Source organism: Flavobacterium sp. GNP011, from assembly GCF_056428925.1.
The window spans coordinates 131,774-158,374 of the sequence record NZ_JBWJVJ010000004.1 but is presented as its reverse complement, the minus strand read 5'-3'; the positions used below and the strand labels follow the sequence as shown (position 1 = coordinate 158,374).

Annotated in this window: 18 protein-coding genes, 4 tRNA genes and 3 rRNA genes; 24 read left to right on the top strand and 1 reads right to left on the bottom strand. The window is 36.3% G+C overall.

Annotated elements, in window-relative coordinates:
- The first annotated feature begins 30 nt into the window (after window positions 1-30).
- The 12 genes from AC061E_RS05625 (at window position 31) to AC061E_RS05570 (ending at window position 14,452) form a co-directional block, all read left to right on the top strand.
- Window positions 31-1,014 (top strand): alpha-1,2-fucosyltransferase, encoded by a 984-nt coding sequence (locus tag AC061E_RS05625; protein ID WP_478285391.1) that lies wholly within the window; start codon window positions 31-33, stop codon window positions 1,012-1,014.
- Between the two features lie 272 nt (window positions 1,015-1,286).
- Complete coding sequence (locus AC061E_RS05620; protein ID WP_478285390.1) at window positions 1,287-2,276, top strand: glycosyltransferase family 4 protein; 990 nt, start codon at window positions 1,287-1,289, stop codon at window positions 2,274-2,276.
- A 2-nt stretch (window positions 2,277-2,278) separates the two neighbouring features.
- Window positions 2,279-3,187, top strand: a complete 909-nt coding sequence (locus tag AC061E_RS05615; protein ID WP_478285389.1) for a motility associated factor glycosyltransferase family protein — start codon at window positions 2,279-2,281, stop codon at window positions 3,185-3,187.
- 61 nt (window positions 3,188-3,248) lie between these two features.
- Window positions 3,249-3,824 carry a CatB-related O-acetyltransferase gene (locus AC061E_RS05610; RefSeq protein ID WP_478285388.1) on the top strand — a complete coding sequence of 192 codons (576 nt, stop codon included), beginning with the start codon at window positions 3,249-3,251 and terminating at the stop codon, window positions 3,822-3,824.
- A gap of 77 nt (window positions 3,825-3,901) precedes the next feature.
- A complete protein-coding gene (locus AC061E_RS05605; RefSeq protein WP_478285387.1) occupies window positions 3,902-4,648 on the top strand; it encodes a glycosyltransferase family 2 protein in 747 nt (248 codons plus the stop codon).
- Window positions 4,649-4,667: 19 nt separating this feature from the next.
- Window positions 4,668-5,567 (top strand): NAD-dependent epimerase/dehydratase family protein, encoded by a 900-nt coding sequence (locus AC061E_RS05600; RefSeq protein ID WP_478285386.1) that lies wholly within the window; start codon window positions 4,668-4,670, stop codon window positions 5,565-5,567.
- Between the two features lie 36 nt (window positions 5,568-5,603).
- Window positions 5,604-6,557, top strand: coding sequence for an MraY family glycosyltransferase (locus AC061E_RS05595; protein ID WP_478285385.1), 954 nt, complete (start codon window positions 5,604-5,606; stop codon window positions 6,555-6,557).
- Entirely contained in the window at window positions 6,557-6,982 is a 426-nt protein-coding gene (locus tag AC061E_RS05590) for a hypothetical protein (RefSeq protein WP_478285384.1), read from the top strand. The genes AC061E_RS05595 and AC061E_RS05590 overlap by 1 nt, the downstream gene beginning before the upstream one ends.
- The gene (locus tag AC061E_RS05585; RefSeq protein ID WP_478285383.1) at window positions 6,972-8,123 is read left to right on the top strand and encodes a DegT/DnrJ/EryC1/StrS family aminotransferase; all 1,152 of its coding nucleotides are present in this window, start codon (window positions 6,972-6,974) and stop codon (window positions 8,121-8,123) included. The genes AC061E_RS05590 and AC061E_RS05585 overlap by 11 nt, the downstream gene beginning before the upstream one ends.
- Window positions 8,124-8,960: 837 nt before the next feature.
- Window positions 8,961-10,880, top strand: a complete 1,920-nt coding sequence (locus AC061E_RS05580; protein ID WP_478285453.1) for a polysaccharide biosynthesis protein — start codon at window positions 8,961-8,963, stop codon at window positions 10,878-10,880.
- 410 nt (window positions 10,881-11,290) lie between these two features.
- The gene (locus AC061E_RS05575; RefSeq protein ID WP_478285382.1) at window positions 11,291-12,085 is read left to right on the top strand and encodes a polysaccharide biosynthesis/export family protein; all 795 of its coding nucleotides are present in this window, start codon (window positions 11,291-11,293) and stop codon (window positions 12,083-12,085) included.
- 6 nt (window positions 12,086-12,091) lie between these two features.
- Window positions 12,092-14,452, top strand: a complete 2,361-nt coding sequence (locus AC061E_RS05570; RefSeq protein ID WP_478285381.1) for a GumC family protein — start codon at window positions 12,092-12,094, stop codon at window positions 14,450-14,452.
- Between the two features lie 105 nt (window positions 14,453-14,557).
- Here the strand turns inward: AC061E_RS05570 and AC061E_RS05565 are convergent, their stop codons facing one another.
- Complete coding sequence (locus tag AC061E_RS05565) at window positions 14,558-15,295, bottom strand: tyrosine-protein phosphatase (RefSeq protein ID WP_478285380.1); 738 nt, start codon at window positions 15,293-15,295, stop codon at window positions 14,558-14,560.
- 1,151 nt (window positions 15,296-16,446) lie between these two features.
- Between AC061E_RS05565 and AC061E_RS05560 the strand changes: the two genes are divergently transcribed.
- The 12 genes from AC061E_RS05560 to AC061E_RS05505 all read left to right on the top strand — a co-directional run bounded on the left by AC061E_RS05560 (window position 16,447) and on the right by AC061E_RS05505 (window position 26,592).
- Window positions 16,447-17,960, top strand: a 16S ribosomal RNA gene (locus AC061E_RS05560).
- A gap of 131 nt (window positions 17,961-18,091) precedes the next feature.
- A tRNA-Ile gene (locus tag AC061E_RS05555) sits at window positions 18,092-18,165 on the top strand.
- A gap of 104 nt (window positions 18,166-18,269) precedes the next feature.
- A tRNA-Ala gene (locus tag AC061E_RS05550) sits at window positions 18,270-18,343 on the top strand.
- Window positions 18,344-18,531: 188 nt separating this feature from the next.
- Window positions 18,532-21,417: ribosomal RNA gene (locus AC061E_RS05545) — 23S ribosomal RNA — on the top strand.
- A 173-nt stretch (window positions 21,418-21,590) separates the two neighbouring features.
- Window positions 21,591-21,700: ribosomal RNA gene (gene rrf, locus AC061E_RS05540) — 5S ribosomal RNA — on the top strand.
- Together the 16S, 23S and 5S rRNA genes with 4 tRNA genes alongside form the textbook arrangement of a ribosomal RNA operon.
- 58 nt (window positions 21,701-21,758) lie before the next feature.
- Window positions 21,759-21,831, top strand: a tRNA-Phe gene (locus tag AC061E_RS05535).
- Between the two features lie 6 nt (window positions 21,832-21,837).
- Window positions 21,838-21,923, top strand: a tRNA-Leu gene (locus tag AC061E_RS05530).
- Window positions 21,924-22,063: 140 nt separating this feature from the next.
- On the top strand, window positions 22,064-22,540 hold the full coding sequence (locus AC061E_RS05525; RefSeq protein ID WP_478285379.1) for a hypothetical protein: 477 nt from the start codon (window positions 22,064-22,066) through the stop codon (window positions 22,538-22,540).
- 226 nt (window positions 22,541-22,766) lie between these two features.
- Window positions 22,767-23,636 carry an ABC transporter permease gene (locus tag AC061E_RS05520; protein ID WP_478285378.1) on the top strand — a complete coding sequence of 290 codons (870 nt, stop codon included), beginning with the start codon at window positions 22,767-22,769 and terminating at the stop codon, window positions 23,634-23,636.
- 207 nt (window positions 23,637-23,843) lie between these two features.
- Entirely contained in the window at window positions 23,844-25,148 is a 1,305-nt protein-coding gene (locus AC061E_RS05515; RefSeq protein WP_478285377.1) for an ABC transporter ATP-binding protein, read from the top strand.
- Window positions 25,149-25,150: 2 nt separating this feature from the next.
- Complete coding sequence (locus tag AC061E_RS05510; RefSeq protein WP_478285376.1) at window positions 25,151-25,936, top strand: TylF/MycF/NovP-related O-methyltransferase; 786 nt, start codon at window positions 25,151-25,153, stop codon at window positions 25,934-25,936.
- On the top strand, window positions 25,909-26,592 hold the full coding sequence (locus AC061E_RS05505) for a CmcI family methyltransferase (protein WP_478285375.1): 684 nt from the start codon (window positions 25,909-25,911) through the stop codon (window positions 26,590-26,592). The genes AC061E_RS05510 and AC061E_RS05505 overlap by 28 nt, the downstream gene beginning before the upstream one ends.
- Window positions 26,593-26,601: the final 9 nt, after the last annotated feature.

Genomic DNA, 26,601 nt, shown 5'->3' with positions numbered 1-26,601 from the left:
AGTTATTGTGAGTATTTAGCTTTAAAAAAGATGAATCCGACTGATCAATGTTACATTGAATTAATGGTATACAGTATTCCAGAGTGTAATGAAACAATATGTCAGTGGAATGGATATGAATTGAATCATATCTTTGGTATAGATGCTCCAAATATCAAGGATAAAATGACCACTGAGGAATGGAACACAGTTCTTGCTAAAGTTAGAGAGAGTAAGTTCTGGAGTAAAGACTGGAACTTTCCAAAATATATTACGGCATCACTGAATACCACTGGATTAAATTTGAAGAATATCAGAGGTGACTTTGAAAGTGATGAATTTGACACGGGAAAGAGTAGAGGCTCCCTTAAAAAGCTTCGTTATGAGTTTTTTAATTCTACGCGTTTGGGAGTTTCAATTAAACGCACTATTTATAAAGTCTTCGCAGAAAAATATATTAAAAGAGCAGATAATCAAAAGAATATTTTTGTAACAACAGATGAGAATATATTAACCGGACAATGGCTTACTTTTCGATATAAGTCTAACGGGATTGAAAAGATTAAGGATGAGATTGAGAATGCTTTTAAATTCCCTCAGTTCACAGATTCTAAGAATAAAGAGTTCGCAGAATTCATTGATAGTCAAAATACTGTGTTTATCCATGCACGACGAGGTGATATGCTTTCTGCTAATGGTTGGTGCTATAAATTCGGCTATTTTCGTGATGCCGTTAATTATATGAAAAAGCATGTTGATAATCCCGTATTTGTTTTTTTTACAAATACTGAGAGTGTCGAATGGTGTAAGAATAATAGTGATATTTTTGCATTGAATTACAAAAAGGATAAAGTATTTTTTGTTGATTGGAATAAAGGAATCGAGAGTTTTAGAGATATGCAGTTGATGGCTCATTGTAAACATGGTATAATTACAGATAGTTCATTTGGATGGTGGGGGACATACTTTATCAAAAATCCAGATAAGATTACAATTTCTCCATCTGTTTTGCTAAATACCACACATACAATATAATCAAAATGAAAATTTTAGAACTAGGTCCATACATCCTTATTCAAGGACACAAACATGGAATGAAGAACCAAACTGGATTCGCTTATATGTTTCGTGATATAGTGGATATGTTAGCTGATCAGCATGAGGTATACGTGATGACACAGTCTATCCTGACAGATGAAATGCATGTGGGAAAATGGATCTTATTAAAACGAAGTATTTTCACAATTTTCAGCAATTTCCGATGGGAGTATTTTTCAACAGCATTAAAGTTTGGAAATAAGTTTGGAATGAACTTTAAGCAGAGGTTGAAGGTTATATTTTACTTCCTCTCTGCAGGTCAAGTTGAAGCCGTAATAAAAACGCATCGACCGGATATAATCCATATACATAGTATTGACATATATACTGTTCCTTATTTTATGGCCGCAGCAAAGTACGATGTACCAGTTATTTGCACCCTTCACGGATTGGTTTCTTTTAATAAGATGATTAGTGATGTGATGCATAGGCGAATAGAAGATACCTATCTCCAGATGGTCATCGAGAATAGTTATGATGTTTCAGTTGTTAGTTCGGGGATGTTAGATAGAATAACTTCTCGTTATGGAATAAATAAAATACGCGTAATATTGAATTTTTTCTCAATTTTAGATAATTGCTTGTTTAATATGTCGTTGCGTCGAGAAAAGAATGATGTTAAAACTATCGTTTGCGTAGGATCACTTGCATATAGAAAAAACCAAATACAATTACTCAGAGTACTTCCTGTTATCCAAAAGCATTTTGCTGATAAATTCGAGATAAAACTTAATATTATTGGAGACGGAGAAGATTGGGATATGCTGCATACCTATGTTGACAATAATAAACTTAATGGCGTGATATTCAATGGACGATTGCAAAAACCAGATGTCTATGCAAATATTGAGGCTTCGGATTTGTTGGTATTGCCAAGTATTGATGAAGGCTTTGGCCTTCCGATTATTGAAGCATACAATTTAGGTATTCCAGTTGTTACATTCAACGATCTTGATGCAATCAGTGACTTGTACAGTGAGGATTGTATGGTTTTTGCAAGGGATCATAACGATGAGACTTTAGCAAAAGCTATTATTGATGCTCTTAGTCGTAAATGGGATAATAATGCAATTAAAGCGTTCTCAAAAAAATTCTCAACAGACATCATTAGCAAGCAGTATGAAGAATATATACAAAAAGCCACAAAAGCATTAGATAAAAGAGATATAGATAAATTTATTAATAAAATTTTGTCATAATTATGAGTCATATAAAGAATCAATATTGGCTGAGAAAAATTGTAAATAGACTAGGCTTGTATATTGATAACATTTCTGGAACTTTTACATCTTGCTGTAGAATAGTTTTAATGAGTTCATTCTCAAAAGCCATCAAAACAAAAGAGATGTCGGAATTTAAAAAGTCTACTAAATGTTGTATCTTGGGTAATGGACCGTCGTTAGTAAATGCGTTTAGAGATGGCGAAGTTATGTTAAAAGAATGTGATATTTTCTGTATGAATATGTTCTGCATGTATGAAGGTTTCACTTCCATCAAGCCTACTTTCTATTTTCTGATTGATCCAGACTATTTTAAGCCATATAATGAATTTCTAGAAAAAGAGTTGAATAATTTAATCTATAAATTAAATAATGATGTGACTTGGAAAATGTATCTGATGGTTCCAAATACAGCACCGAAAGGCAATCTTTTTGCAGAATTAAAGAATCCTAACATTGAAATAAGGTATTTAAATATTACAGCAGTAGACGGTTTTGAAGTCTTCAGACATGCAATCTACAAGTATAGAATGGGAATGCCTAAATGTCAGACTGTAATTAATTGTGCATTGACAACCGCAATCAACATGCAGTATGAGGTGGTCTACTTATATGGAGCTGATCATTCTTGGACAAAAGATCTTAGAGTCGATGATGAAAATGTTGTTTGTTATGGAGATCGTCATTTTTATGAAAAAGGACTGAAAGTTCATAGATATAAGCAGGAGTTCAATATGTACACAATGCTAACTGCCTTCGCAAATATGTTCAAGTCGCACTCCCTAATTGAAGTTTATGCTCGACACAAAGGTGTAAAGATCTTCAATTGCACTAAAGGGTCTTTCGTGGACGCCTACAATCGTTTTTATGATTTTTCTAAAACTAACTAGCTCAATGAATTTATTCTACTTATACTCTAAGATTTTCAAACGCTTGCATGGCAAGAGCGTTATGAAATCTAGTGTGCATTCTTCTTCTGTAATCTATAGCGGAAGTAATATTTTGAATTGTAAGATAGACAAATATTCTTATATTGGATATGATTGTCAATTTGTTAATACAGAAATGGGTGCTTTTTGTAGCGTTGCTGATCATGTCTATGTAGGTGGTCCAGAGCATCCTATGAACTGGGTTTCTACATCTCCAGTCTTTGAGGATGTAAAGAATAGTGGGCCTAAAAAACGTTTCGCACTGTTTAAGGTTGACAATGTTGTCATGACTCAAATAGGCAGTGACGTATGGATAGGTCATGGCGCAACAATTAAAGCAGGAGTAACAATCGGTCATGGTGCAGTTATTGGTAGCAATGCAATGGTAACAAAGGATGTTCAACCCTATGCTATAGTTGGAGGTGTGCCTGCAAATGTGATAAAGTATCGTTTTGATCAGGACACTATCATAGATTTACTGAAATCTGAATGGTGGACACTAAGTGATAATCAGATTTCAATAGTCGCTCAATTCATAAAGAATCCAAAGATATTCATTGAGAAAGTAAAGGAGATTATGGATATAGAAAAAATCTGATTCAAGGTGAAAAGAATATTAATTAAGAACGCTAGTGTATATTTAAGAATATATTGTTAACGTCAATTCGAGTATTTATGAAAATATCAATAATCACAGTCGTATATAATAATGAGAAAACAATCAGAGATGCTATGCAATCGGTTCTTTTACAAACGTATAAAAACATAGAATACGTTATTATAGATGGGGATTCTAAAGACAATACGGTTGTTTTAATCAATGAATCAAAAGATAAATTAGGTTATTTTATTTCTGAAAAAGATAATGGTTTGTATGATGCTATGAATAAAGGGATTCTTGCAGCAACTGGAGATGTGATAGGGATATTAAATTCAGATGATTTGTATCAGGATTTGGGGGTTATTGCAGATGTTATGGAACAATTTAATACTGATGCTGATTTAGATATATTGTATGGGGATTTGGTGTATGTAAAAAGTGATGATACCAATAAAGTAGTTAGAAAGTGGAAATCAAAAAGTTATTATAATAATTTTTTTGAGAATGCCAATGTACCGCCTCATCCTTCATTATTTGTCAGAAGTAAAGTTTATAAAGATGTAGGGTTGTTTGACTTAGAGTATAAACTAGCTGCTGATTATGAATTGATGCTTAGAATGTTTAAGAAGCACAATTTTAAGTCTAAATATTTTAATAGGTTAATAATTAAAATGAGGTTGGGTGGAGCCACAAATCAAAGTTTTACTAATATAGTAAATCAAAACAAAGAGATACTTAAAGCGTGGAAAAACAATAGTCTGAAAGCTCCATTTTACTTAATGTTATTAAGAATATTTAAAAGATTATCCCAATTTATTTAGTTTTGAAAATTTTATTAAAATGAAGATATTATTGACTGGAGGAAATGGTTTTTTAGGAAAGTCAATTCTAAAAACGTTTGAGAATAAATGTGAAGTATATAGTTTATCCAGAACTGATGGAAATTATAAAGTTTCTTTAGAAAAAGAAATACCGGTGTTTAAGCAATCTTTCGATTTAATTATTCATGCCGCTGGTAAAGCTCATTCTGTACCTAAAACAGAATTTGAAAGAAAGCAATTTTATGATATAAATGTTACAGGAACGGATAATCTTTTAAAAGGATTAGAAAAAAAAGGAGTGCCTGTACAGTTTGTGTTTATCAGTTCAGTTTCTGTATATGGGCAGGAATTCGGAATAGGAATAAATGAAAACCATCTACTTGATGCCACAGACGCTTATGGCATGAGTAAAATTGAAGCTGAATTACTGGTAAAGGAATGGTGTGAAAAGCATAATGTTGTTTCTACTATTTTGCGTTTACCATTGTTGGTTGGAAAAAATCCTCCTGGTAATTTAGGGACAATGATAAAAGCAATTAGTAAAGGTTATTATTTTAATATCGCCGGTGGTAAAGCAAAAAAAAGTATGGTGTTGGCTGAAGATGTTGCCGCTTTTATCCCTAAAGTAGCAAGTATAGGAGGTACTTATAATTTGACTGATGGTGTTCATCCTGATTTCTATGAACTGAGTGTTGCTATAGCTAAACAAAAAAATAAAAAGAATCCCTATAATTTACCTTTGTCTATAGCAAAAACGATTGGTTTAATAGGAGATGTGTTGGGAAATAAAGTACCAATTAATTCTCTTAAATTAAAAAAAATCACTTCCGATTTAACTTTTGATGATTCAAAAGCAAGAAGATTATTAAATTGGCAACCTGAATCTGTTTTAAATTATCTAAAAAATGAAAAACTATAATAATTATAATAACACTAAAAGCTTCACATATAAATAATGGAATACACAATATTAGGAATTAAATTAATGGTTTTGATGTTGCTTTATTTTAAAGTAGCTGACCGTTTTAATATTGTAGACAAGCCCAATCATAGAAGTGCCCATGCCGAAATTACACTTCGCGGAGGTGGAGTTATTTTTTGGTTTGCAGCTTTACTCTATTTTTTTCAACATTTTGAGGGTCATTATTTATTTTTTGTTGGAATCACTTTAGTAAGTTTAGTCAGTTTTTGGGATGATATTCAAAGTCTTCCAAATAAAATTAGATTAATTACACAGTTTCTAGCAATTAGTCTAGTACTATATAGTTTAGGTTTTTTTGATATAGTTCCGGTTTGGGGTATTTTGTTGACCTATATATTGGCTATTGGCATAATTAATGCTTATAATTTTATGGATGGTATTAATGGTATCACAGGTTTATACACTTTAGCTGTATTAAGTTCTTTGTTATATGTAAACGCATATGTAGCTGTTTTTACTTCTTTTGATTTTATTGTGTATCCCATGGTAGCAAGTGCAGTTTTCTTATTCTTCAATTTTAGAAAAAAAGCAAAATGTTTTGCAGGTGATGTAGGAAGTATTTCTATTGCTTTTTGGATTATTTATTTACTATTGCAATTGATTCTAAAAACGGAATCATTAGTATGGCTTTTATTTTTAGGAGTTTATGGTGTTGAAACAATTGCTACGATTGCCCATAGAATTCATTTGAATGAGAATATTTTTGAGGCACATCGTTTGCATTTGTACCAAGTTTTGAGTAACGGCTATAAAATACAACATCGTATTGTTGCTATGATTTATGCTAGTCTTCAAGGTTTAGTATCTGTTGTAGTTATTTGTGGTCATTCACAGCTTGAAGATTTTATCCTATTTGCATTGGTTCTTTTGCCTTTGTTAGTACTATATTCTATAAAATTTTATCTGCTAAAAAAAATTAAATACTAATGGGGACTAATTTAATAGAAGGAAATGTTTTTACTGATCAAAGAGGATCTGTTTCTTTTGTAAATGATTTTAAATTTTTAGGGGTTGAACGTTTTTATATTATAGAAAACTCAGAAATGCATCCAATACGAGCTTGGCAAGGTCACAAGCTAGATTCTAAAAATTTTTATTGCATTGCAGGTTCCTTTCAAATTTCATTTGTAAAAGTTGATAATTGGGAAAATCCTTCCTCTGATTTAAAAGTGGAATCAGTGGTTTTATCAGCAGGAGTTAGTGCTGTCTTAAATATACCCTTTGGTTATGCTAATGCTATAAAATCTTTAGAGAAAGGTTCTAGATTGTTGTCTTTTTCTACGCTTCCTTTGGATCAAGTTTCTAGTGATGACGTAAGATTTGATTTTAATACTTGGCAAATTGGAGGATAATCCACGCATTTTTTTGTCATTAGGTCAGTGTAGTGGTTCTGAACTTCAATTTGTGCAAAATTCTTTAAGTAACAATTGGGTAACTTCAGGCGGACCAGATGTTGATGCCTTTGAAATTGCTTTGCAACACTTTTTAGAGCTACCTGTTTTTGTAACAGGATTATCTTCGGGTACAGCGGCCATCCATTTGGGTTTAATTTTATTAGGAGTTCAAGCAGGGGATGTGGTGTTGTGCCAAAGCATGACCTTTTCAGCATCTGCTAATCCTATTTTGTATCAAGGCGCCACACCTGTTTTTATAGATAGTGAATCACAAACCTGGAACCTGTGTCCTGTTGCTCTAGAACAAGCAATCGTTAGTGAAATTGCCAAAGGTCAAAAGCCAAAAGCCATTATTGCCGTGCATTTGTACGGGGTTCCATATCAAATTGAAGCCGTACGCGCGGTTGCCGATGCCTACCAAATTCCGATTTTAGAGGACAGTGCTGAGGCACTAGGGAGTGCTTACAAAGGACAAAAATGCGGTACTTTCGGAGATATTGGAGTGTTGTCTTTTAACGGTAATAAAATCATAACTACTTCTGGAGGTGGTGCTATTGTAACTCCTTACGCAGCTCTAAAACAAAAAGCTGTTTTCTATGCTACCCAATCTAGAGATGATGCACCTCATTACCAGCACAGTGCCATAGGGTACAACTACCGTATGAGTAATATTTGTGCGGGAATTGGTAGAGGACAAATGGAAGTGCTAGATGATCACGTGGTCAAACGCAGAGCGATGCATGATTTTTATGCTGAGTTCTTTCAAAATTATAAAGGGATTTCGGTTTTTACAGTACCCAATGAAGATTATTTTGCAAATTATTGGTTGAGTGTTATTGTTGTAGATCCTCTTTTAGCGAATGGGTTAACTCGAGAGACCTTGCGATTGGCATTAGAAGCTGAAAATATAGAATCTAGACCACTATGGAAACCAATGCATTTGCAACCTATTTTTGAAAAGTATCCGTTTTATGGAGGCTCTGTTTCTGAAAGCTTGTTTGATACTGGTTTGTGTATGCCGTCAGGGTCTAATTTATCCGATGCAGATAGGGAACGTATTACTAAGGTATTGACTGCGATTTTAGAACCCTTTTTATAATTGACATGGGGTTACTGAGAAACGAAGCTTCTAATTATTAGTTATAGTCGATTTTATTTAAGTGTGTTTTATCGCATTGCTTTTTCGAGTAACTTTTTTAACTGAGGATAAATTACTTTCGACCTTCGACTTTTGACGTTTGACTTTGTAATTTGTTATGCTGGGTTACGAAGCATCTCTACATGATTTTCATTTGTGCAGTCAATTGAGATTTTTATGATTATTATTTTCTTTTGTCTTGATTACTCACGAGTTATTCATTTATGGGTGTTCATGAATTGATATTTCAAAAGAAAGAAAATTTATTCAGGGGTTAATACTGTTTTTTTGGATAGTCATGAATCATCGCTTTAAGCCTGAAAATTGTTACATGTAAAATGTGAATTGTGAAAAGTGAACTGAAAATGTAAAATGAACTACTACAGACTAATTCCGTTCGACCTTCGACTTTTGACCTCTTGATTTCTCCCTTCGTCCTCATCTCGCGGACTGCTGCCACTGCGTTTTCTCGTTATTTTTTTGCATTTTTAATTTAAGTGCGGGTTTTTCGAAATGATTTTAAGAGGATTTGTTGGCTAAATTTTCGATTAATTATTGATAACTGTCAATTAAATACTGAAAACTTTAAACTGTGAACCGAACACTGCAAACTGTATACTGAACACTAAAAAAATCGAAAACACATCTTTTAAAGGAAACTTGTAAAAACAATATTTTCCTTATCTTTGATTTCAGAATACGAATTATAATAAAACCTTTTTAAAACCTACGAATTTGAGTCTTCCATTTACAAAAAAAGTTGCCGCATTTTTTACTGAAAATTTATCGAGTTTAAATTTGCGCTTGAATATTCACAATTTGGGATACTTGCCCAGATGGATTATTGTGTCTATTGATTTGGGAATCCTCATTTTGTCTTTCTTTTTTACCTACTTGATTTTTAAAGGTACTGGTTTGGATTATGTACTTACGAGTCATTCAGGATTTTATGTTGCTTCGCTATTGTTGTGCAATGTCTTTTTCTTTTGGCTTTTCCGAACGTATTCGGGAATCATTCGACATTCCTCTAATATTGATGCAGTAAAATTATTATTTTCCCAAATATCCGTTTTAGTCATCTTTTTGATTGTTAATTTCTTTTTTGAATTTGCTCAAGGTGAAAAAGTTTTTTTGAATACGGCCTTATTCATCAATATCGTCTTGTCTTTTTGCGGATTGTTTTTATACCGTGTGATTGTAAAACAAACTTTTGAACTCTATTTTTCTGAAAAGAAAAACACCAACCTGATTCGAACCGTCATTTACGGTACAGATGCCAATGCAATATCGGTAGCGAATGCTTTAAAATTTGAAACGCCAACGCGTTTTAAAATTGTGGGCTTCATTGACAAAAACAATCAAAATGCATCTAAAAGAATGCTTGATTTACCCATTTTGGTTCAGAAAAAGAAATTACCTGCCATGATGCGTTCTGTGGGAGCAACCAGTGTGATTTTGGCGGACAAAGCATTAACCAGAGAGGAGCAAATTGTTATTGTAGATCAGTGTTTGGAATACAATTTAAAAGTTTTTACCGTGCCTTTGATTTCGGATTGGGAGAACCAACGCGAGATTTCTCAAAAGGTTAAAACTATTCAAATTGAAGATTTACTAGAACGGAAACCAATTGTTTTGGACAACAAATCCATTTCCAAGCAATTGAAAGACAAGGTGGTTTTGATTAGTGGTGCTGCGGGTTCTATTGGAAGTGAAATCGTGAGACAAGTGCTGACTTTTAATCCTAAAAAAGTAATTATACTGGACCAAGCTGAAACCCCTTTACATCATTTGCAATTGGAAACGGATGCTATTAGTACGGACGCTAAAATCAGAACTGTTATCGCAGATATTAGAAACAGGGATGCAATGGAGATGGTTTTTAAAACCTATAAACCGCATGTTGTTTTTCATGCTGCTGCCTACAAACACGTTCCCTTGATGGAGGATAATCCGTGTCAAGCTATTTTTACGAATGTTAAAGGAACAAAAAATTTAGCGGATCTATCGTGCGCTTATAACGTCAAAAAATTTGTAATGGTCTCTACTGACAAAGCGGTAAACCCAAGTAATGTGATGGGGGCCAGCAAGCGAATTGCTGAGAAATACGTACAGTCCTTGCATTTGAAAAACCAACGCGAAAAAGGGGATCAATCTACTAAATTTATTACTACTCGTTTTGGAAATGTATTGGGTTCCAATGGCTCGGTTGTGCCACTTTTTACAAAACAAATTGCTGCGGGTGGCCCTGTAACCATAACCCACAAGGATATTATTCGGTATTTCATGACGATTCCTGAAGCTTGCCAATTGGTTTTGGAAGCTGGAGCGATGGGCAATGGCGGTGAAATTTATATTTTCGACATGGGTAAGCCCGTAAAAATTATTGATTTGGCTCGAAAAATGATCAAGTTGGCTGGTTTTATACCAGAACGCGATATTAAAATACAGGTTGTGGGATTGAGGCCGGGTGAAAAACTGTACGAGGAATTGTTGAACGACACTTCAAAGTCCTTACCAACCTACCATTCTAAAATTATGATTGCTCAAGAATTGCAAGAAGAATACGAGACATTGCATCAAGATGTGATTGATTTGATTCATATTGCAGAAGGGTATACTAATGATGCTATGGTGACGCAGATGAAAAAAATAGTACCCGAGTTTAAAAGTATGAACTCTACTTTTGAAACGCTTGATGCAGTAGAAGTACATCCATAATAGCGTATTGATATACAAAGCGAAAAACACTCGAGTAGTCCATTTCGATAAAAGAAATAGTCAATTAGGCTGTTTTTTTTGTATCCAGTCTGAAAGCTAGTTTAATGGATTTTTTCATCGTATTGTATGACTACAGTGAAGGGTTTACGATACAAATACAGCTTAAGAATACAAGATGATAATTGTGCACTTTTGACAATCTGCATTATTCTTTGAAATACACTCATATTTAGACAATTTTAGAAATTTTTTTGCGTTTTCGAAAGTTATCTGTTCTAAAAACTGTTGGATGCTAGTGTATGTTGATGCTATGGAGTTAGTTTATAGATGATTTTAAATTAATAGTATTAAAAGGTCAGTTTAAGTAGTGTTTTCTTATATTTGCACCGTTAAAACCCAAATGATTGAAAATGAAATATTATTATGTACTCCAACGGGCCATACCTTTCCTAATTATAGGCTTGTTGTTTTCGTGTGCCCAAAGAAAAGACGTAGTTTACTACCAAAATATAGATGCCATGTCGTCCCAATCCAACAGCAGCTCTTATGAGATCAAGATCCAACAAGATGATTTGTTGTCTATTATTGTATCTGCAGAGGATCCTGAAATTGCTGCTCCCTTTAACTTGAGCTCAGTTGTTACGCAGCCAACGACAGACCTTAAAATCGCTGGAGGTCAAGTTTCGATGCAATTGTATTTAGTCGATACCAATGGAAATATAGAATTTCCAGTGATAGGAAAGTTAAAAGTGAGTGGGTTGACTCGTACAGATGTAATGCAACTATTGCATTCTAAAATAGCGGCCTACATCAAAAATCCAATTATCAACCTCCGTATAGCTAATTTTAAGGTATCCATTCAAGGTGAAGTAATGGCTCCTGGATCGTACCCAGTAAACTCAGAGCGCATTACGCTGATCGAGGCACTGGCTTTGGCAGGAGATTTGACTATTTTCGGGAAGAGAAACAACATATTGATCATTAGAGAAACAAATGGAGTAAAGTCTTTCAATCGGGTGGACATCACCAATGCCAATTTTTTGAATTCTCCTTTTTATTACTTAGCACAAAATGATGTAGTCTATGTAGAGCCTAATAAAAGCCGCATCAATGCAGCTGCAGTAGGACCCAATACAGGAGTAATCATCTCTATTTCTTCTTTACTAATCACTTTAATAACGCTTATCGTTTCAAGTTCAAATTAAACCCGAATGGAAAATAGTATTCAGACTGATAATACAGAACAAGATTTAAATATTAGAGCCATTGTAGACCAATATGCGACACATTGGAGGTGGTTTTTGTTGGGTATAATGATCAGTTTATCAATGGCATATGTATATTTGAGATACACGACACCCCAATACAAAGCAGCTACTACCATATTAGTTAAAGATGAAAAAAAAGGCGGACTGTCCTCAGAATTATCGGCTTTTGCAGATATGGGTATTGGTGGAGCAAAAAACAATTTAGACAATGAAATTGAGATTTTAAAGTCACGCACGCTTATAGAAAGTACACTAAGGAAAATGAATCTAGCGGTTACTTTAGTATCACAAGGAAAAATCATCAGCAGTGATTTGTATAAAAATGCACCCATCATTGTTACTTTTTTAAATAAGAAACAAGATTTTGAAGATAGGACCGCTGCCTTTGAATTTAAGGCGATTTCAACAAATTCATTTGAATTGCAGGAGGAAGCTGAGAAAACAATGTTGCTTGCTTCTAAAAAGACCTATCGTTATGGAGAATCAATATCGTCCAAGTTAGGAACTTTTGTAATCAACAAATCATTAATTCATCCCGTATCTTATGGAGATGGAGCTACAGTAATCCATATTGTTATTACACCTTTAGCGAAAGTAGTAAACAGCTACAGATCTCGGTTGACTGTAAATCCTTTAAGCAAGACGAGTAGTGTGGTGGAACTTGCCATTGTTGATCCTGTAGTTAAAAAAGCTGAGGATTTCTTAAATAATTTGGTTAAAAATTATAACGAAGACGCTGCAGCAGATAAAAATTTCATTTCAGAGAACACCTCCCGTTTTATTGCCAATCGTTTGGCTTTAATTACGGAAGAATTAGATGGAGTGGAGCAAAATGTGCAAGACTTCAAAAATGCAAATCGTTTGACGGATATTGAAACAGAAGCCAAGCTTTTTATAGAGGGGTCTAGCGAGTACGATAAAAAAGGAGTAGAGGCCGATATACAGCTGAACATGATCGGTTCTATGCTTGACTTTATGAAAAAAAGCAAAAAGGCAGATTTGTTGCCCAACAACATTATCAGTGGCGAAGCTACTGAGTTAATAGGCGAATACAACAAATTAGTTTTAGACCGTAATAGAATTTTGAAATCGGCTACAGAGTCGAATCCTTCTGTTATTAAACTTGATTCGCAAATCGAGTCTTTAAAGTCTAATGTATCGGCTAGTTTGAGCCGAATGAAGTCCAACTTGCAAATCCAAAAAAGAGATTTGAGCGGTCAAGAAGGATTGTTAAATAGTAAAATTGGTAAAATTCCTGTACAAGAACGTCAGTTTCGCGTAATAGCAAGGCAGCAAAAAGTGAAGGAAGAGCTGTATTTGTACTTGTTGCAAAAGCGTGAAGAAACCGCTATTGCGATGGCGGCTACAGAGGCTATTGCACGAGTTGTGGACAAGGCCAAAGGATCAGAAATACCAGTTTCGCCAAAAAAGAGCATCATTTATCTGGCGGCATTGTTGTTGGGAGTTTTAGTTCCTTTTGGAGTGATATATGTGATCGATTTGTTGGATACGAAAATTAAAAGTCGTTTAGATTTGGAAGGCAAATCACTTATCCCTTTTATTGGTGACGTTCCTTCCTCTGATTCTCCAAACGAGTTGATTCGTTCCGAAAGTAGGACGAGCAGTGCAGAAGCCTTACGAATTATTCGAACTAACTTAGAATTTATGCTGAGTCGTGTTCCTGATGGGCAAGCCAAAACCATATTTTTAACATCGACTTTTCCATCAGAGGGAAAAACGTTTGTATCGGTAAATTTGGCAGCTACTTTTGCACTTTCAGGTAAAAAAGTATTGTTGATAGGAATGGATATCAGAAGCCCGCGTTTGGACGATTATTTAACAATTCCAGATGACGGAGTAACAAACTATTTATCGTCTAAAGATTTAAAAGTAGAGGATTTTATTGTAAAGTATGATGGATTTCAACATTTTGATATTCTTCCTGCAGGTATCGTTCCGCCTAATCCAGCTGAACTATTAATGAGCCAAAAGGTAGAAACGATGTTTGAAAATCTCAAGAAAAAATACGATTATATCATTGTAGATACGGCACCTGTAGCCTTGGTTACTGACACGCTTTTAATTGCTAATAATGCAGATTGTTTTATTTATGTAGCACGTGCGAATTTCCTAGAAAAAAGGATGTTGAATATTCCAAACACCTTATATAAAGAACATAAATTACCTAACATGTGTTTGTTGTTAAATGATACGGATTCTTCTAAAGGCTATGGTTATGGTTATGGTTACGGAATGCAAGTTGAACAAAAAGTATGGTATAAAAGGCTGTTAAATATGAAATAGTCATAGAATAGCTCCTAAATAAAAAAGCTTACTGAGTATCATTCTCAGTAAGCTTTTTTTATTGGGGGTAAGTAAGTTGTTAAGACTAAGAGTTTAGGATTGATTTTATTGTTTAAAAAATTGATTGTTGGCAATTGCTTCTTTTAAAGGTGAGCTGTCTTTAATTAATATTTTTTGATCAAAAGCGGCAATGTGTTTGGCGTGATGCGCATCGGTACCCACATACGTATACATTCCTTTTTTAAGTAATTGTTCGGCAATTTGAGCAATACCTGTGCCGTAATAGCCTACAACGGATAATAAATTAAGCTGAAACAAACAGCCTGCTTTAATAAGTTTGTCGTATTCCTTCATATTATTGTGATAGAAAAGATATCGCTCAGGATGTGCCAAAACGGGAATGTATCCAGCAACCTGCAAATCAAATAAAATGCTATACAATTGAATAGGGGCATTGATGTAAGACATCTCCACCAGTACGTAATTGTCTTTCAAGGTCAGTAAAGACTTTTCTTTAAAAAGTGTAACAAACTGGTCGTCCATCAGGTACTCCGCTGCAGCCTTGAAGGGTTGCGTGATGCCGTTCTCATGTAATAAGGATACCGTTTCTTTTTGTTTCTTTACGATTTGTTCGTGTGTGTTTTTCCAAACATGTTGTATTATGTGTGGGGTTGTAATAAACTCGCTAACCCCCATATTTTGTAATGCAGTGGTTAGAGCAAGCGTGTCTTTGAACGTTTGGGCACCATCGTCAATACCTGGAAGCAAATGCGAATGAATGTCGATGTGGTTTTGCGGAATGAGCTCTCGTAATAGAGGCTTCGATTTAAAAAATGTAAACATGCTGCAAATATAAATAAAACTCCTTCCAAAAGGATTATTTCAAAAGAGAATCCATTCACTTTTTTATAAGACTCAATTTTATTGCGTTCATTTTCTGTTTCCTTTCAAAATAAGATACTATTTATAGCATGTAGGTAGAGTATAGAGAAACAATGTAGCCCTATCATTCAATAGTGTATTTTTTTTATTGATATGATACATATTAATTATCTTCAATCTAAGCACATTGGATTGTCAAAATTTCATTAGGGCGTTACCCTTTTGCAATCCCTTTCGCAGTAGCTTCAGGAATTGCAAAAGGGTCGGGCTCTTCGCTACAAGTCCTCGTTCCTTCCTTTCGGTCGTCACTGTGGGCTTTTCGCTGCTATCCCTAACGCGGTTTCTCAATGTAGAAGACGTTTTTTGCGGAGAAGTAAAAACATTACCTATATATAAAGGTTTATTATGTTGTTTTATTAGTAAACGATAGTATCTATATATAATAGAGTGCGATGTTATAATTGCAACACTAGAAAAACCAGTACACCTTATATATAGAATGCTATTAAATACCCTCCACAGTCATGATTTCACTGTATATTTATCAAAATTCAAATAAGTTGAAAAAAAGTTTAAGTTTTAAGAGTCGTTTAATCAGTGCTTTAGTTTAAAAGTTAATAAAACTTTAAAAAAAGGTTTAAAAAAAGCTTGTAAAAGCGAATAAAGGTTGTAGTTTTGCACCCGCAATAGCGCAGACGTTCTTTAAATGATTGGCAAGAAAAACAAAGTGAATAGAGATTTACTCTTTAAAAAAACTTTAAAAAAAGCTTGTGAGATTTAAAAATGAAAGTTATCTTTGCACCCCGCAAAACAACGGAAGTTCCTTGAAAGATTGATAAGAAATAGAGAAGTAAACGAGGTAAAAATTATCTCAAAAAAACTTCAATTTTTTCTTGCCAGTTAAAAAAAGAATAGCTACTTTTGCACCCGCTTTGAGAAACAAACGAAAGGCGAAAAAATAGTAAGAATACGTTCCTAGACATATTGAATTGACAGCCGTTTTGTTCGCAAGAACAGAACATAAAGAATAAGAGTAATAGAATCGGAAGATTTGAAAAAACCACTAGAACTGAGTCGAATAACAATAGTTCGCCACGGCGAACAAACAATATACGATGAAGAGTTTGATCCTGGCTCAGGATGAACGCTAGCGGCAGGCTTAACACATGCAAGTCGAGGGGTATAGGTTTTCGGACCTAGAGACCGGCGCACGGGTGCGTAACGCGTATGCAATCTACCTTTCACAGAGGGATAGCCCAGAGAAATTTGGATTAATACCTCATAGTATAGCAGTTTCGCATGAAACCACTATTAAAGTCACAACGGTGAAAGATGAGCATGCGTCCCATTAGCTAGTTGGTAAGGTAACGGCTTACCAAGGCAACGATGGGTAGGGGTCCTGAGAGGGAGATCCCCCACACTGGTACTGAGACACGGACCAGACTCCTACGGGAGGCAGCAGTGAGGAATATTGGACAATGGGCGCAAGCCTGATCCAGCCATGCCGCGTGCAGGATGACGGTCCTATGGATTGTAAACTGCTTTTGTACAGGAAGAAACACCTCTACGTGTAGAGACTTGACGGTACTGTAAGAATAAGGATCGGCTAACTCCGTGCCAGCAGCCGCGGTAATACGGAGGATCCAAGCGTTATCCGGAATCATTGGGTTTAAAGGGTCCGTAGGCGGTCAGATAAGTCAGTGGTGAAAGCCCATCGCTCAACGGTGGAACGGCCATTGATACTGTCTGACTTGAATTATTAGGAAGTAACTAGAATATGTAGTGTAGCGGTGAAATGCTTAGAGATTACATGGAATACCAATTGCGAAGGCAGGTTACTACTAATGGATTGACGCTGATGGACGAAAGCGTGGGTAGCGAACAGGATTAGATACCCTGGTAGTCCACGCCGTAAACGATGGATACTAGCTGTTGGGCGCAAGTTCAGTGGCTAAGCGAAAGTGATAAGTATCCCACCTGGGGAGTACGTTCGCAAGAATGAAACTCAAAGGAATTGACGGGGGCCCGCACAAGCGGTGGAGCATGTGGTTTAATTCGATGATACGCGAGGAACCTTACCAAGGCTTAAATGTAGATTGACCGGTTTGGAAACAGACTTTTCGCAAGACAATTTACAAGGTGCTGCATGGTTGTCGTCAGCTCGTGCCGTGAGGTGTCAGGTTAAGTCCTATAACGAGCGCAACCCCTGTTGTTAGTTGCCAGCGAGTCAAGTCGGGAACTCTAACAAGACTGCCAGTGCAAACTGTGAGGAAGGTGGGGATGACGTCAAATCATCACGGCCCTTACGCCTTGGGCTACACACGTGCTACAATGGCCGGTACAGAGAGCAGCCACTGGGCGACCAGGAGCGAATCTATAAAACCGGTCACAGTTCGGATCGGAGTCTGCAACTCGACTCCGTGAAGCTGGAATCGCTAGTAATCGGATATCAGCCATGATCCGGTGAATACGTTCCCGGGCCTTGTACACACCGCCCGTCAAGCCATGGAAGCTGGGGGTGCCTGAAGTCGGTGACCGCAAGGAGCTGCCTAGGGTAAAACTGGTAACTAGGGCTAAGTCGTAACAAGGTAGCCGTACCGGAAGGTGCGGCTGGAACACCTCCTTTCTAGAGCCTTAGTGTTAGTAGTAATACACGCTAGGGAAAGAAGACGAAAGTTCAAGTTGGAAACAGATACCAACATTTTATTACTCTTGCTGTTAATTTAAAAAAAAAGAATAAAAATTTAAGAATAAGAGTGTCTCGTAGCTCAGCTGGTTAGAGTACTACACTGATAATGTAGGGGTCGACAGTTCGAGTCTGTCCGAGACAACTATTTAGACTTAAATAAGGAAATTTTAGAAGAAGAGTGAAATCACGTTAAAGTGAGCACGTTATCCAACTGCGAACTGCGACTGATAACTGCCAACTAAAAACGGGGGATTAGCTCAGCTGGCTAGAGCGCCTGCCTTGCACGCAGGAGGTCAACGGTTCGACTCCGTTATTCTCCACAAATTTAGTCGAAAGACTAAAGTCTGAAAGTCAAAAGTATGACTTTATGACCTTAGACTTTATAACTTTCGACCTAAATAAAGTTCATTGACATATTGAGATAAGAAATAATAAAAAGTAGAAAGCGTTTTTTACTATTTATAGTAAAAGACAAAGAAAACGGTCTTAATTAAATTTAAGATTGGTACAATAAGCAAAATAAGGGCGTATGGGGGATGCCTTGGCTCTCAGAGGCGATGAAAGGCGTGATAAGCTGCGAAAAGTTACGGGGAGCAGCACACATGCGTTGATCCGTAAATACCTGAATGGGGCAACCCACTATCTTGAAGAGATAGTACACCGATAGGTGGGCAAACCCGCTGAACTGAAACATCTAAGTAGGCGGAGGAGAAGAAAACAAAAGTGATTCCGTAAGTAGTGGCGAGCGAACGCGGATTAGCCCAAACCAATGTTGTTACGGCAATGTTGGGGTTGTAGGACCACGATATTTTATGTACAAGGAACCGGAAGTTACTGGAAAGTGACACTATAGAGGGTGATAGTCCCGTATGGGTAACGAGTATAATGAATAGTGGTATCCTGAGTAGGGCGGGGCACGTGAAACCCTGTCTGAATTTGGCGGGACCATCCGCTAAGGCTAAATACTCCTGAGAGACCGATAGTGAACCAGTACCGTGAGGGAAAGGTGAAAAGAACCGTGAATAACGGAGTGAAATAGATCCTGAAACCATACGCTTACAAGCGGTCGGAGCCCTTTCGTGGGGTGACGGCGTGCCTTTTGCATAATGAGCCTACGAGTTAACGTTGCTGGCAAGGATAAGTGGTTAAGCCACGGATCCGTAGCGAAAGCGAGTCTGAATAGGGCGCTTTAGTCAGTAGTGTTAGACGCGAAACCGTGTGATCTACCCATGGGCAGGATGAAGCGCTGGTAACACAGTGTGGAGGTCCGAACCGGTTGACGTTGAAAAGTCTTCGGATGACCTGTGGGTAGGGGTGAAAGGCCAATCAAACTCGGAAATAGCTCGTACTCCCCGAAATGCATTTAGGTGCAGCGCACGGCATAAAGTTATATAGAGGTAGAGCTACTGATTGGATGCGGGGGCTTCACCGCCTACCAATTCCTGACAAACTCCGAATGCTATATAATGTTTCCGTGCAGTGAGGGCTTGGGTGCTAAGGTCCAAGTCCGAGAGGGAAAGAACCCAGACCATCAGCTAAGGTCCCCAAATATACGCTAAGTTGAAAGAACGAGGTTTGTCTGCCCAGACAGCTAGGATGTTGGCTTGGAAGCAGCCATTCATTTAAAGAGTGCGTAACAGCTCACTAGTCGAGCGGACGAGCATGGATAATAATCGGGCATAAGCGTATTACCGAAGCTATGGATTTCATATTAAATTATGGAGTGGTAGGGGAGCATTCTAACAGGGTTGAAGGTGTGTCGTAAGGCATGCTGGACTGGTTAGAAAAGAAAATGTAGGCATAAGTAACGATAATGCGGGCGAGAAACCCGCACACCGAAAGACTAAGGTTTCCACAGCTATGCTAATCAGCTGTGGGTTAGTCGGGACCTAAGGCGAACCCGAAAGGGACAGTCGATGGACAACGGGTTAATATTCCCGTACTAGTTATTACTGTGATGGGGTGACGGAGTGATGAAAGCGCCGCGAACTGACGGAATAGTTCGTTGAAGTACCTACCTATAAGACCCGCAGGCAAATCCACGGGTTTTGGGGAAATACGATAGTACTCGGATACTTCGGTAGAAGAGATAGTGCGCCTAAGGGCTTCCAAGAAAAACCTCTAAACTTCAGGTAATAAGTACCCGTACCGCAAACCGACACAGGTAGTCGAGGAGAGAATCCTAAGGTGCTCGAGAGATTCATGGCTAAGGAATTAGGCAAAATAGACCCGTAACTTCGGGAGAAGGGTCGCCAGCAGCAATGCTGGCCGCAGTGAAGAGGTCCAGGCGACTGTTTATCAAAAACACAGGGCTCTGCAAAATCGTAAGATGAAGTATAGGGCCTGACACCTGCCCGGTGCTGGAAGGTTAAGAGGAGATGTTATCTTCGGAGAAGCATTGAATTGAAGCCCCAGTAAACGGCGGCCGTAACTATAACGGTCCTAAGGTAGCGAAATTCCTTGTCGGGTAAGTTCCGACCTGCACGAATGGTGTAACGATCTGGACACTGTCTCAGCCATGAGCTCGGTGAAATTGTAGTAGCGGTGAAGATGCCGCTTACCCGCAGTGGGACGAAAAGACCCTGTGCACCTTTACTATAGCTTAGTATTGACCTTGGATAAATGATGTGTAGGATAGGTTGGAGACTGTGAAGTGGCGTCGCTAGGCGTTGTGGAGTCATTGTTGAAATACAACCCTTTGTTTATCTGAGGCCTAACCCCATAATGTGGGGGACATTGCTTGGTGGGTAGTTTGACTGGGGTGGTCGCCTCCAAAAGAGTAACGGAGGCTTCTAAAGGTTCCCTCAGTACGCTTGGTAACCGTGCGTAGAGTGCAATGGCATAAGGGAGCTTGACTGAGAGACATACAGGTCGATCAGGTACGAAAGTAGAGCATAGTGATCCGGTGGTTCCGCATGGAAGGGCCATCGCTCAAAGGATAAAAGGTACGCCGGGGATAACAGGCTGATCTCCCCCAAGAGCTCATATCGACGGGGGGGTTTGGCACCTCGATGTCGGCTCGTCACATCCTGGGGCTGGAGAAGGTCCCAAGGGTTGGGCTGTTCGCCCATTAAAGTGGCACGCGAGCTGGGTTCAGAACGTCGTGAGACAGTTCGGTCTCTATCTACTGTGGGCGCAAGAAATTTGAGTGGATCTGATTCTAGTACGAGAGGACCGAATTGGACAAACCTCTAGTGTATCTGTTGTCACGCCAGTGGCACCGCAGAGTAGCTACGTTTGGAAGGGATAAGCGCTGAAAGCATATAAGCGCGAAACCCACCACAAGATGAGATTTCTTTTAAGGGTCGTGGGAGATGACCACGTTGATAGGCTATAGATGTAAAGGCAGTAATGTCATAGTCGAGTAGTACTAATAACCCGTAAGCTTATGTACACCCTTTTCCTCCCGAGTAATCGGGAGGGAGAAACTTTCTAATACACTTTTTATATTCTTTATCTCAGTATGTTAAGATATTGCAGCAAAGCTGCGTTTAAAGTTTGATGTTTAATGTTACAGGTTGAAAAACCTGAAACTATAAAAACTTGAAACTCCTTAAACAATAATCTTAAGGTGGTTATTGCGGCGGGGCTCACCTCTTCCCATCCCGAACAGAGTAGTTAAGCCCGCCTGCGCAGATGGTACTGCAGTTATGTGGGAGAGTATGTCGTCGCCTTTCTTTGAAAGCCCATTCTAATCGGATGGGCTTTTTTTTATCATTTACTTTTTACAAGTAAGGTACCTTAGCTCAGATGGTAGAGCAATGGACTGAAAATCCATGTGTCCCTGGTTCGATCCCTGGAGGTACCACAACCAGCTCGGATGGTGAAATTGGTAGACACGCTGGACTTAAAATCCAGTGAACAGCAATGTTCGTGCGGGTTCAAGTCCCGCTCTGAGTACATAGAAAAACCCTCTAACACATATGTGTTGGAGGGTTTTTCGTTTATAGGACATGGTATTATTGGATATCTTTTGCTTTTATATCATTCTTTCTTTTTTTATTCGTATTTTAGCTAAGCTATTTAAAAAACAAATTATTATGAAAAAATATATCATTGGGAGTTTTCTGTTTGCTTGTGTTGGTTTACAAAGCTGTCAAAATACAACATCTGAGAAGAAACTTATGAATGACACAGCTAAACAAGAAAAACCTATTGCCGTTACGTGTTACAAGTCTATTTATGATAATGATTCTATAAGTTTGCAACTTAACTCATTAAAAGACGGAAAAATTAGTGGGGATATGGTAATGAGTTTTAATAATGCTGCAGTAAAAAAAGGTACTGTATCAGGTAATACGAGTGGGGATACTATTTTTGTAAGTTATACATTTATTGAAGGGAATAATACAAAAGTTACTTTTAAAAACCCTATGGCTTTCTTAAAACGTGGTGATTCGTTAGTTTTGGGTAATGGTAAAATGCAAACGACCATGGGTGCTACTTATTTTGTAAAAGGGGAATCTATAGACTTTGATCGAGTTAAATTTAAATTTTCAGTTGTAGATTGTAAGTAATTTTTAATAGAGGTCACGTAGATTGATTTCTATCCGATGAAACTTGATTAGAATCAATTTTTATTTCATTTTTAAGTTATCTTTTGTGAAGAAAGCACACTTTACATGTTCAGTTTTATTCGTTATTTTTGAAGGTAATTGATATTTTAATTATAATGTCATTACTCTTTTTTTTTTATAATTTTTGTCCCAATACATTTTGCCCTACTTTAATTCTTTGCCTATAATGAATTTGAAAGAATCAACCAATACCACGTGGTTGTTTGAAATAACACCAAAAAATAAATTTTTCTCACTTCATCTGAAAGAAGTGTGGGTTTATCGTGATCTTTTGTTTCTCTTTGTAAAAAGAGATATTGTGACGGTATATAAGCAAACAATTTTAGGACCTTTGTGGTATTTCATTCAGCCCTTATTAACTAGTCTAACTTTTACTATTGTTTTTAATAATTTAGCAGGAATAAGTACTGGATCTGTTCCTCCATTTTTGTTTAATCTTGCTAGTATTACCGTTTGGAATTATTTCACTGCTTGCTTGAATGGCACTTCTAATACTTTTGCCTCAAATGCTGGAATTTTCGGCAAAGTTTATTTTCCTAGAATTATAGCTCCTTTGACTGTTGTCCTATCTAATTTGATTAAATTTTTTATCCAAATCTTTATTTTTATTTGCTTTTTTATTTATTACTACAATCAAGATGCTTCAATATCTTTCAATTCATGGACCTTTTTTTTTCCTCTTGTCATTATTCTCTTGGGAATTTTAGGTTTGGGTTTTGGTATGATAATTTCGGCACTTGTTACTAAGTATAGAGACTTAACGTATTTAATTGGTTTTGGAATACAATTGTTGATGTATATTTCTGCCGTTTTTTTTCCATTGGATTTAATTGCTGTTAAAATGCCAAATTATGCATGGCTTGTACAATACAACCCTTTGGCATATTGCATTGAGGCAACACGTTATATGCTTCTAAGTACAGGTGCGTTTCCTTTTTGGGGAATAGTGTATACGTTATTCTTTTCCATCGGAGTTTTATTTATTGGATTGTTATTGTTCAATCATACAGAGAAAAAGTTTATTGATACTGTATAAAGTGAGTGGTGAGAAGTGAATAGTGATTAGTTAACAGTATAAAGTTAGCAGTAAGTAGTATACAGTGAGAAAGATGTAGCCGATAATAAGTATTAAATAGAAAACAGTTAACAGTGGGCGATGACGGTTGAACTGTAAAAAGAGTAGTAAATAGTGATCATTCACCATTTGTATTGCACCACACAAGATTTATATCTGGTAAGAAAAATGAAAGACATAATATTAAGAGCAGAAAATATTTCAAAGCAATACCGTTTGGGTACTGTTGGAACGGGTTCATTAGTTCATGATTTGAATCGTTGGTGGCATCAAATTCGGGGTAAGGAAGATCCTTATTTGAAAATTGGGGATACCAATGACCGTTCGACCAAAGCGGAGAGTGATTATGTTTGGGCGCTCCAGGATATTAATTTTGAAATTGAGCGCGGTGAAGTAATTGGTATTATTGGTAAAAATGGCGCTGGAAAATCGACCTTATTGAAAATTTTATCACGTGTAACGGCACCAACAACCGGGAGCATTAAGTTTGGCGGTCGTGTAGCTTCATTATTGGAGGTTGGAACTGGTTTTAATGGAGAAATGACCGGACGCGAAAACATCTATTTGAATGGTGCTATTTTAGGTATGACTAAAAAAGAAATTACGGCTAAGCTAGATGAAATAATCGAATTTTCAGGTTGCCAGCGTTACATTGATACTCCTGTAAAACGCTATAGTAGCGGGATGTACGTACGTTTGGCCTTTGCAGTAGCAGCATTTTTAGAACCTGAAATATTGATTGTAGATGAAGTCTTAGCAGTAGGTGATGCCGAATTCCAAAAAAAAGCCATTGGTAAAATGCAAGATATTTCTAAAACGGGCGGCAGAACGGTTTTGTTTGTAAGTCATAACATGTTGGCTGTAAAACAGTTGTGTAGTAGATGTATTGTTTTGGAAAATGGAAAATTGATAGCAGAGGGTGCAACCGAAGATATTGTTGCCAGTTATTTACATGTAGATAATATTTTAGAGTCGCATAAAAAATGGAATGATAAGAATAATCCATATGTTTTCTTTCTAAAAGTAAATGAAGTAATTGTGCACAATAGAGATGGTTCTGTTTCTCAGAATGGAAATTACAGAATAATAGATGACATAGGAGTTACTACTTCCTATGAAGTTACTGAAGATGGATATTCATTTATTCATGGAGCCAATTTCTATAATGATGAAGATATTAATATCTTTAATTCACATGATGTCACTTCATTTGAAAGGAAAAATAAAAAAGATAAAGGGGTTTATCAAGCTACAATGTGGATTCCTAAAAATCTATTAAGTGAAGGACTTTTAACGATAAGTATTGCGTTTTTTAAACCCAATCCATTTGAAATGTTTATTCATTTAGAAAAAGTAATAACTATTAATATAGTAGATGAGATGAATGGAGATTCAGCACGAGGTAATTACACACAAAGCTTCCCTGGTTTTGTAAGGCCACTCTTGAATTGGGAAGTTAATAAAATTGAATAATTATGATAGAAAAATTATTAAAAAAAATTGGCTATATAAAAAAAGAAAAGTATGATTCTCTTATTGATAATAATCATATTTTACCTAAGGCTAGAATTACTTATTCAAATGACTTATTATATACATTTCACAATGCAGATTTTTTAAGAGATCCACTTTTTGTTGAATCCTATGAATTAGGAAAGAAAACAGATAATGGTACTTTGTTAAAAAATCATGATATTCAATGGAGAATACATGTTTTGTGTTGGGCAGCGAATCATGCAATGCATTTAGAAGGGGATTTTGTGGACTGCGGAGTTCATACTGGTATTTTTGCTCGTGCTGTTATTAATTATACTGCTTTTCAGAATTCTTTGAAAAAATATTTTTTATTGGATACATTTAATGGATTGGATAAAAGATATAGTAGTGAAGAGGAATTTAAAAGAAATGTAATAATGGGTTATGATAAAGAAGATTCAGATTATTTATATAAACAAGTTGTTAATACATTTAAAGATTATAATGTCAAAATTATAAAAGGAGCAGTTCCTGAAACATTAGAATATGTTGATTCAGATAAAATAAGTTACTTATCAATAGATATGAATTGTGTTGTGCCAGAAGTCGCTGCATTAGAGTTTTTTTGGGATAAAATAGTAAGTGGGGGGGTTGTTATTTTAGATGATTACGGATATGATAACAGTTATAACGAACAAAAAAAAGCGCATGATGATTTTGCTCGTTCTAAAGGAGTAGAAATTTTATCATTACCAACTTGTCAAGGACTTTTATTAAAACCATAATACCATATAATGTAAAAATGTTTAAAAAGAAAAAAAATAGTAAAGAAGAACAAGTTCAGTTTTCAATTGATTCTATTTATAGAGGTCATCATCAAGTAACTTATAAAGGAATTAAAGCAATAAGATGCCCATTTGATTATGTGATTTATCAAATGATTATCAATGAAGTTAAACCTGATCTGGTTATCGAAATTGGTACTAACATTGGTGGTGGTGCACTTTACATAGCAGATTTATTAGATAGTATTGGGAAAGGTATTTTGCATACAATTGATATTGTAGATATAATTGATCCAAAAGTTAAAGAGCATAGTCGAATCAAATTTTTTACAGATGGATGGGAAAATTATGATTTGAAATTAACAAGAGGTTTTGAAACAATACTGATTATAGAAGATGCGTCACATTTATACAAAGATTCTATTGGAATATTAAATAAGTTCCACGAAATAGTATCAGTAAATTCCTATTTCATTATTGAAGATGGAATTATTAACGAACTTGGACTAGAAAAAGAATATCAAGGTGGACCATTGAAAGCACTTCGTGAATTTTTACCCAATCATCCAGAATATATAGTTGATAGAAAATGGTGTGATATGTTTGGGAAAAATGCTACTTTCAATGTTAATGGATATTTAAAAAAAATGATTTAAAATATTGAA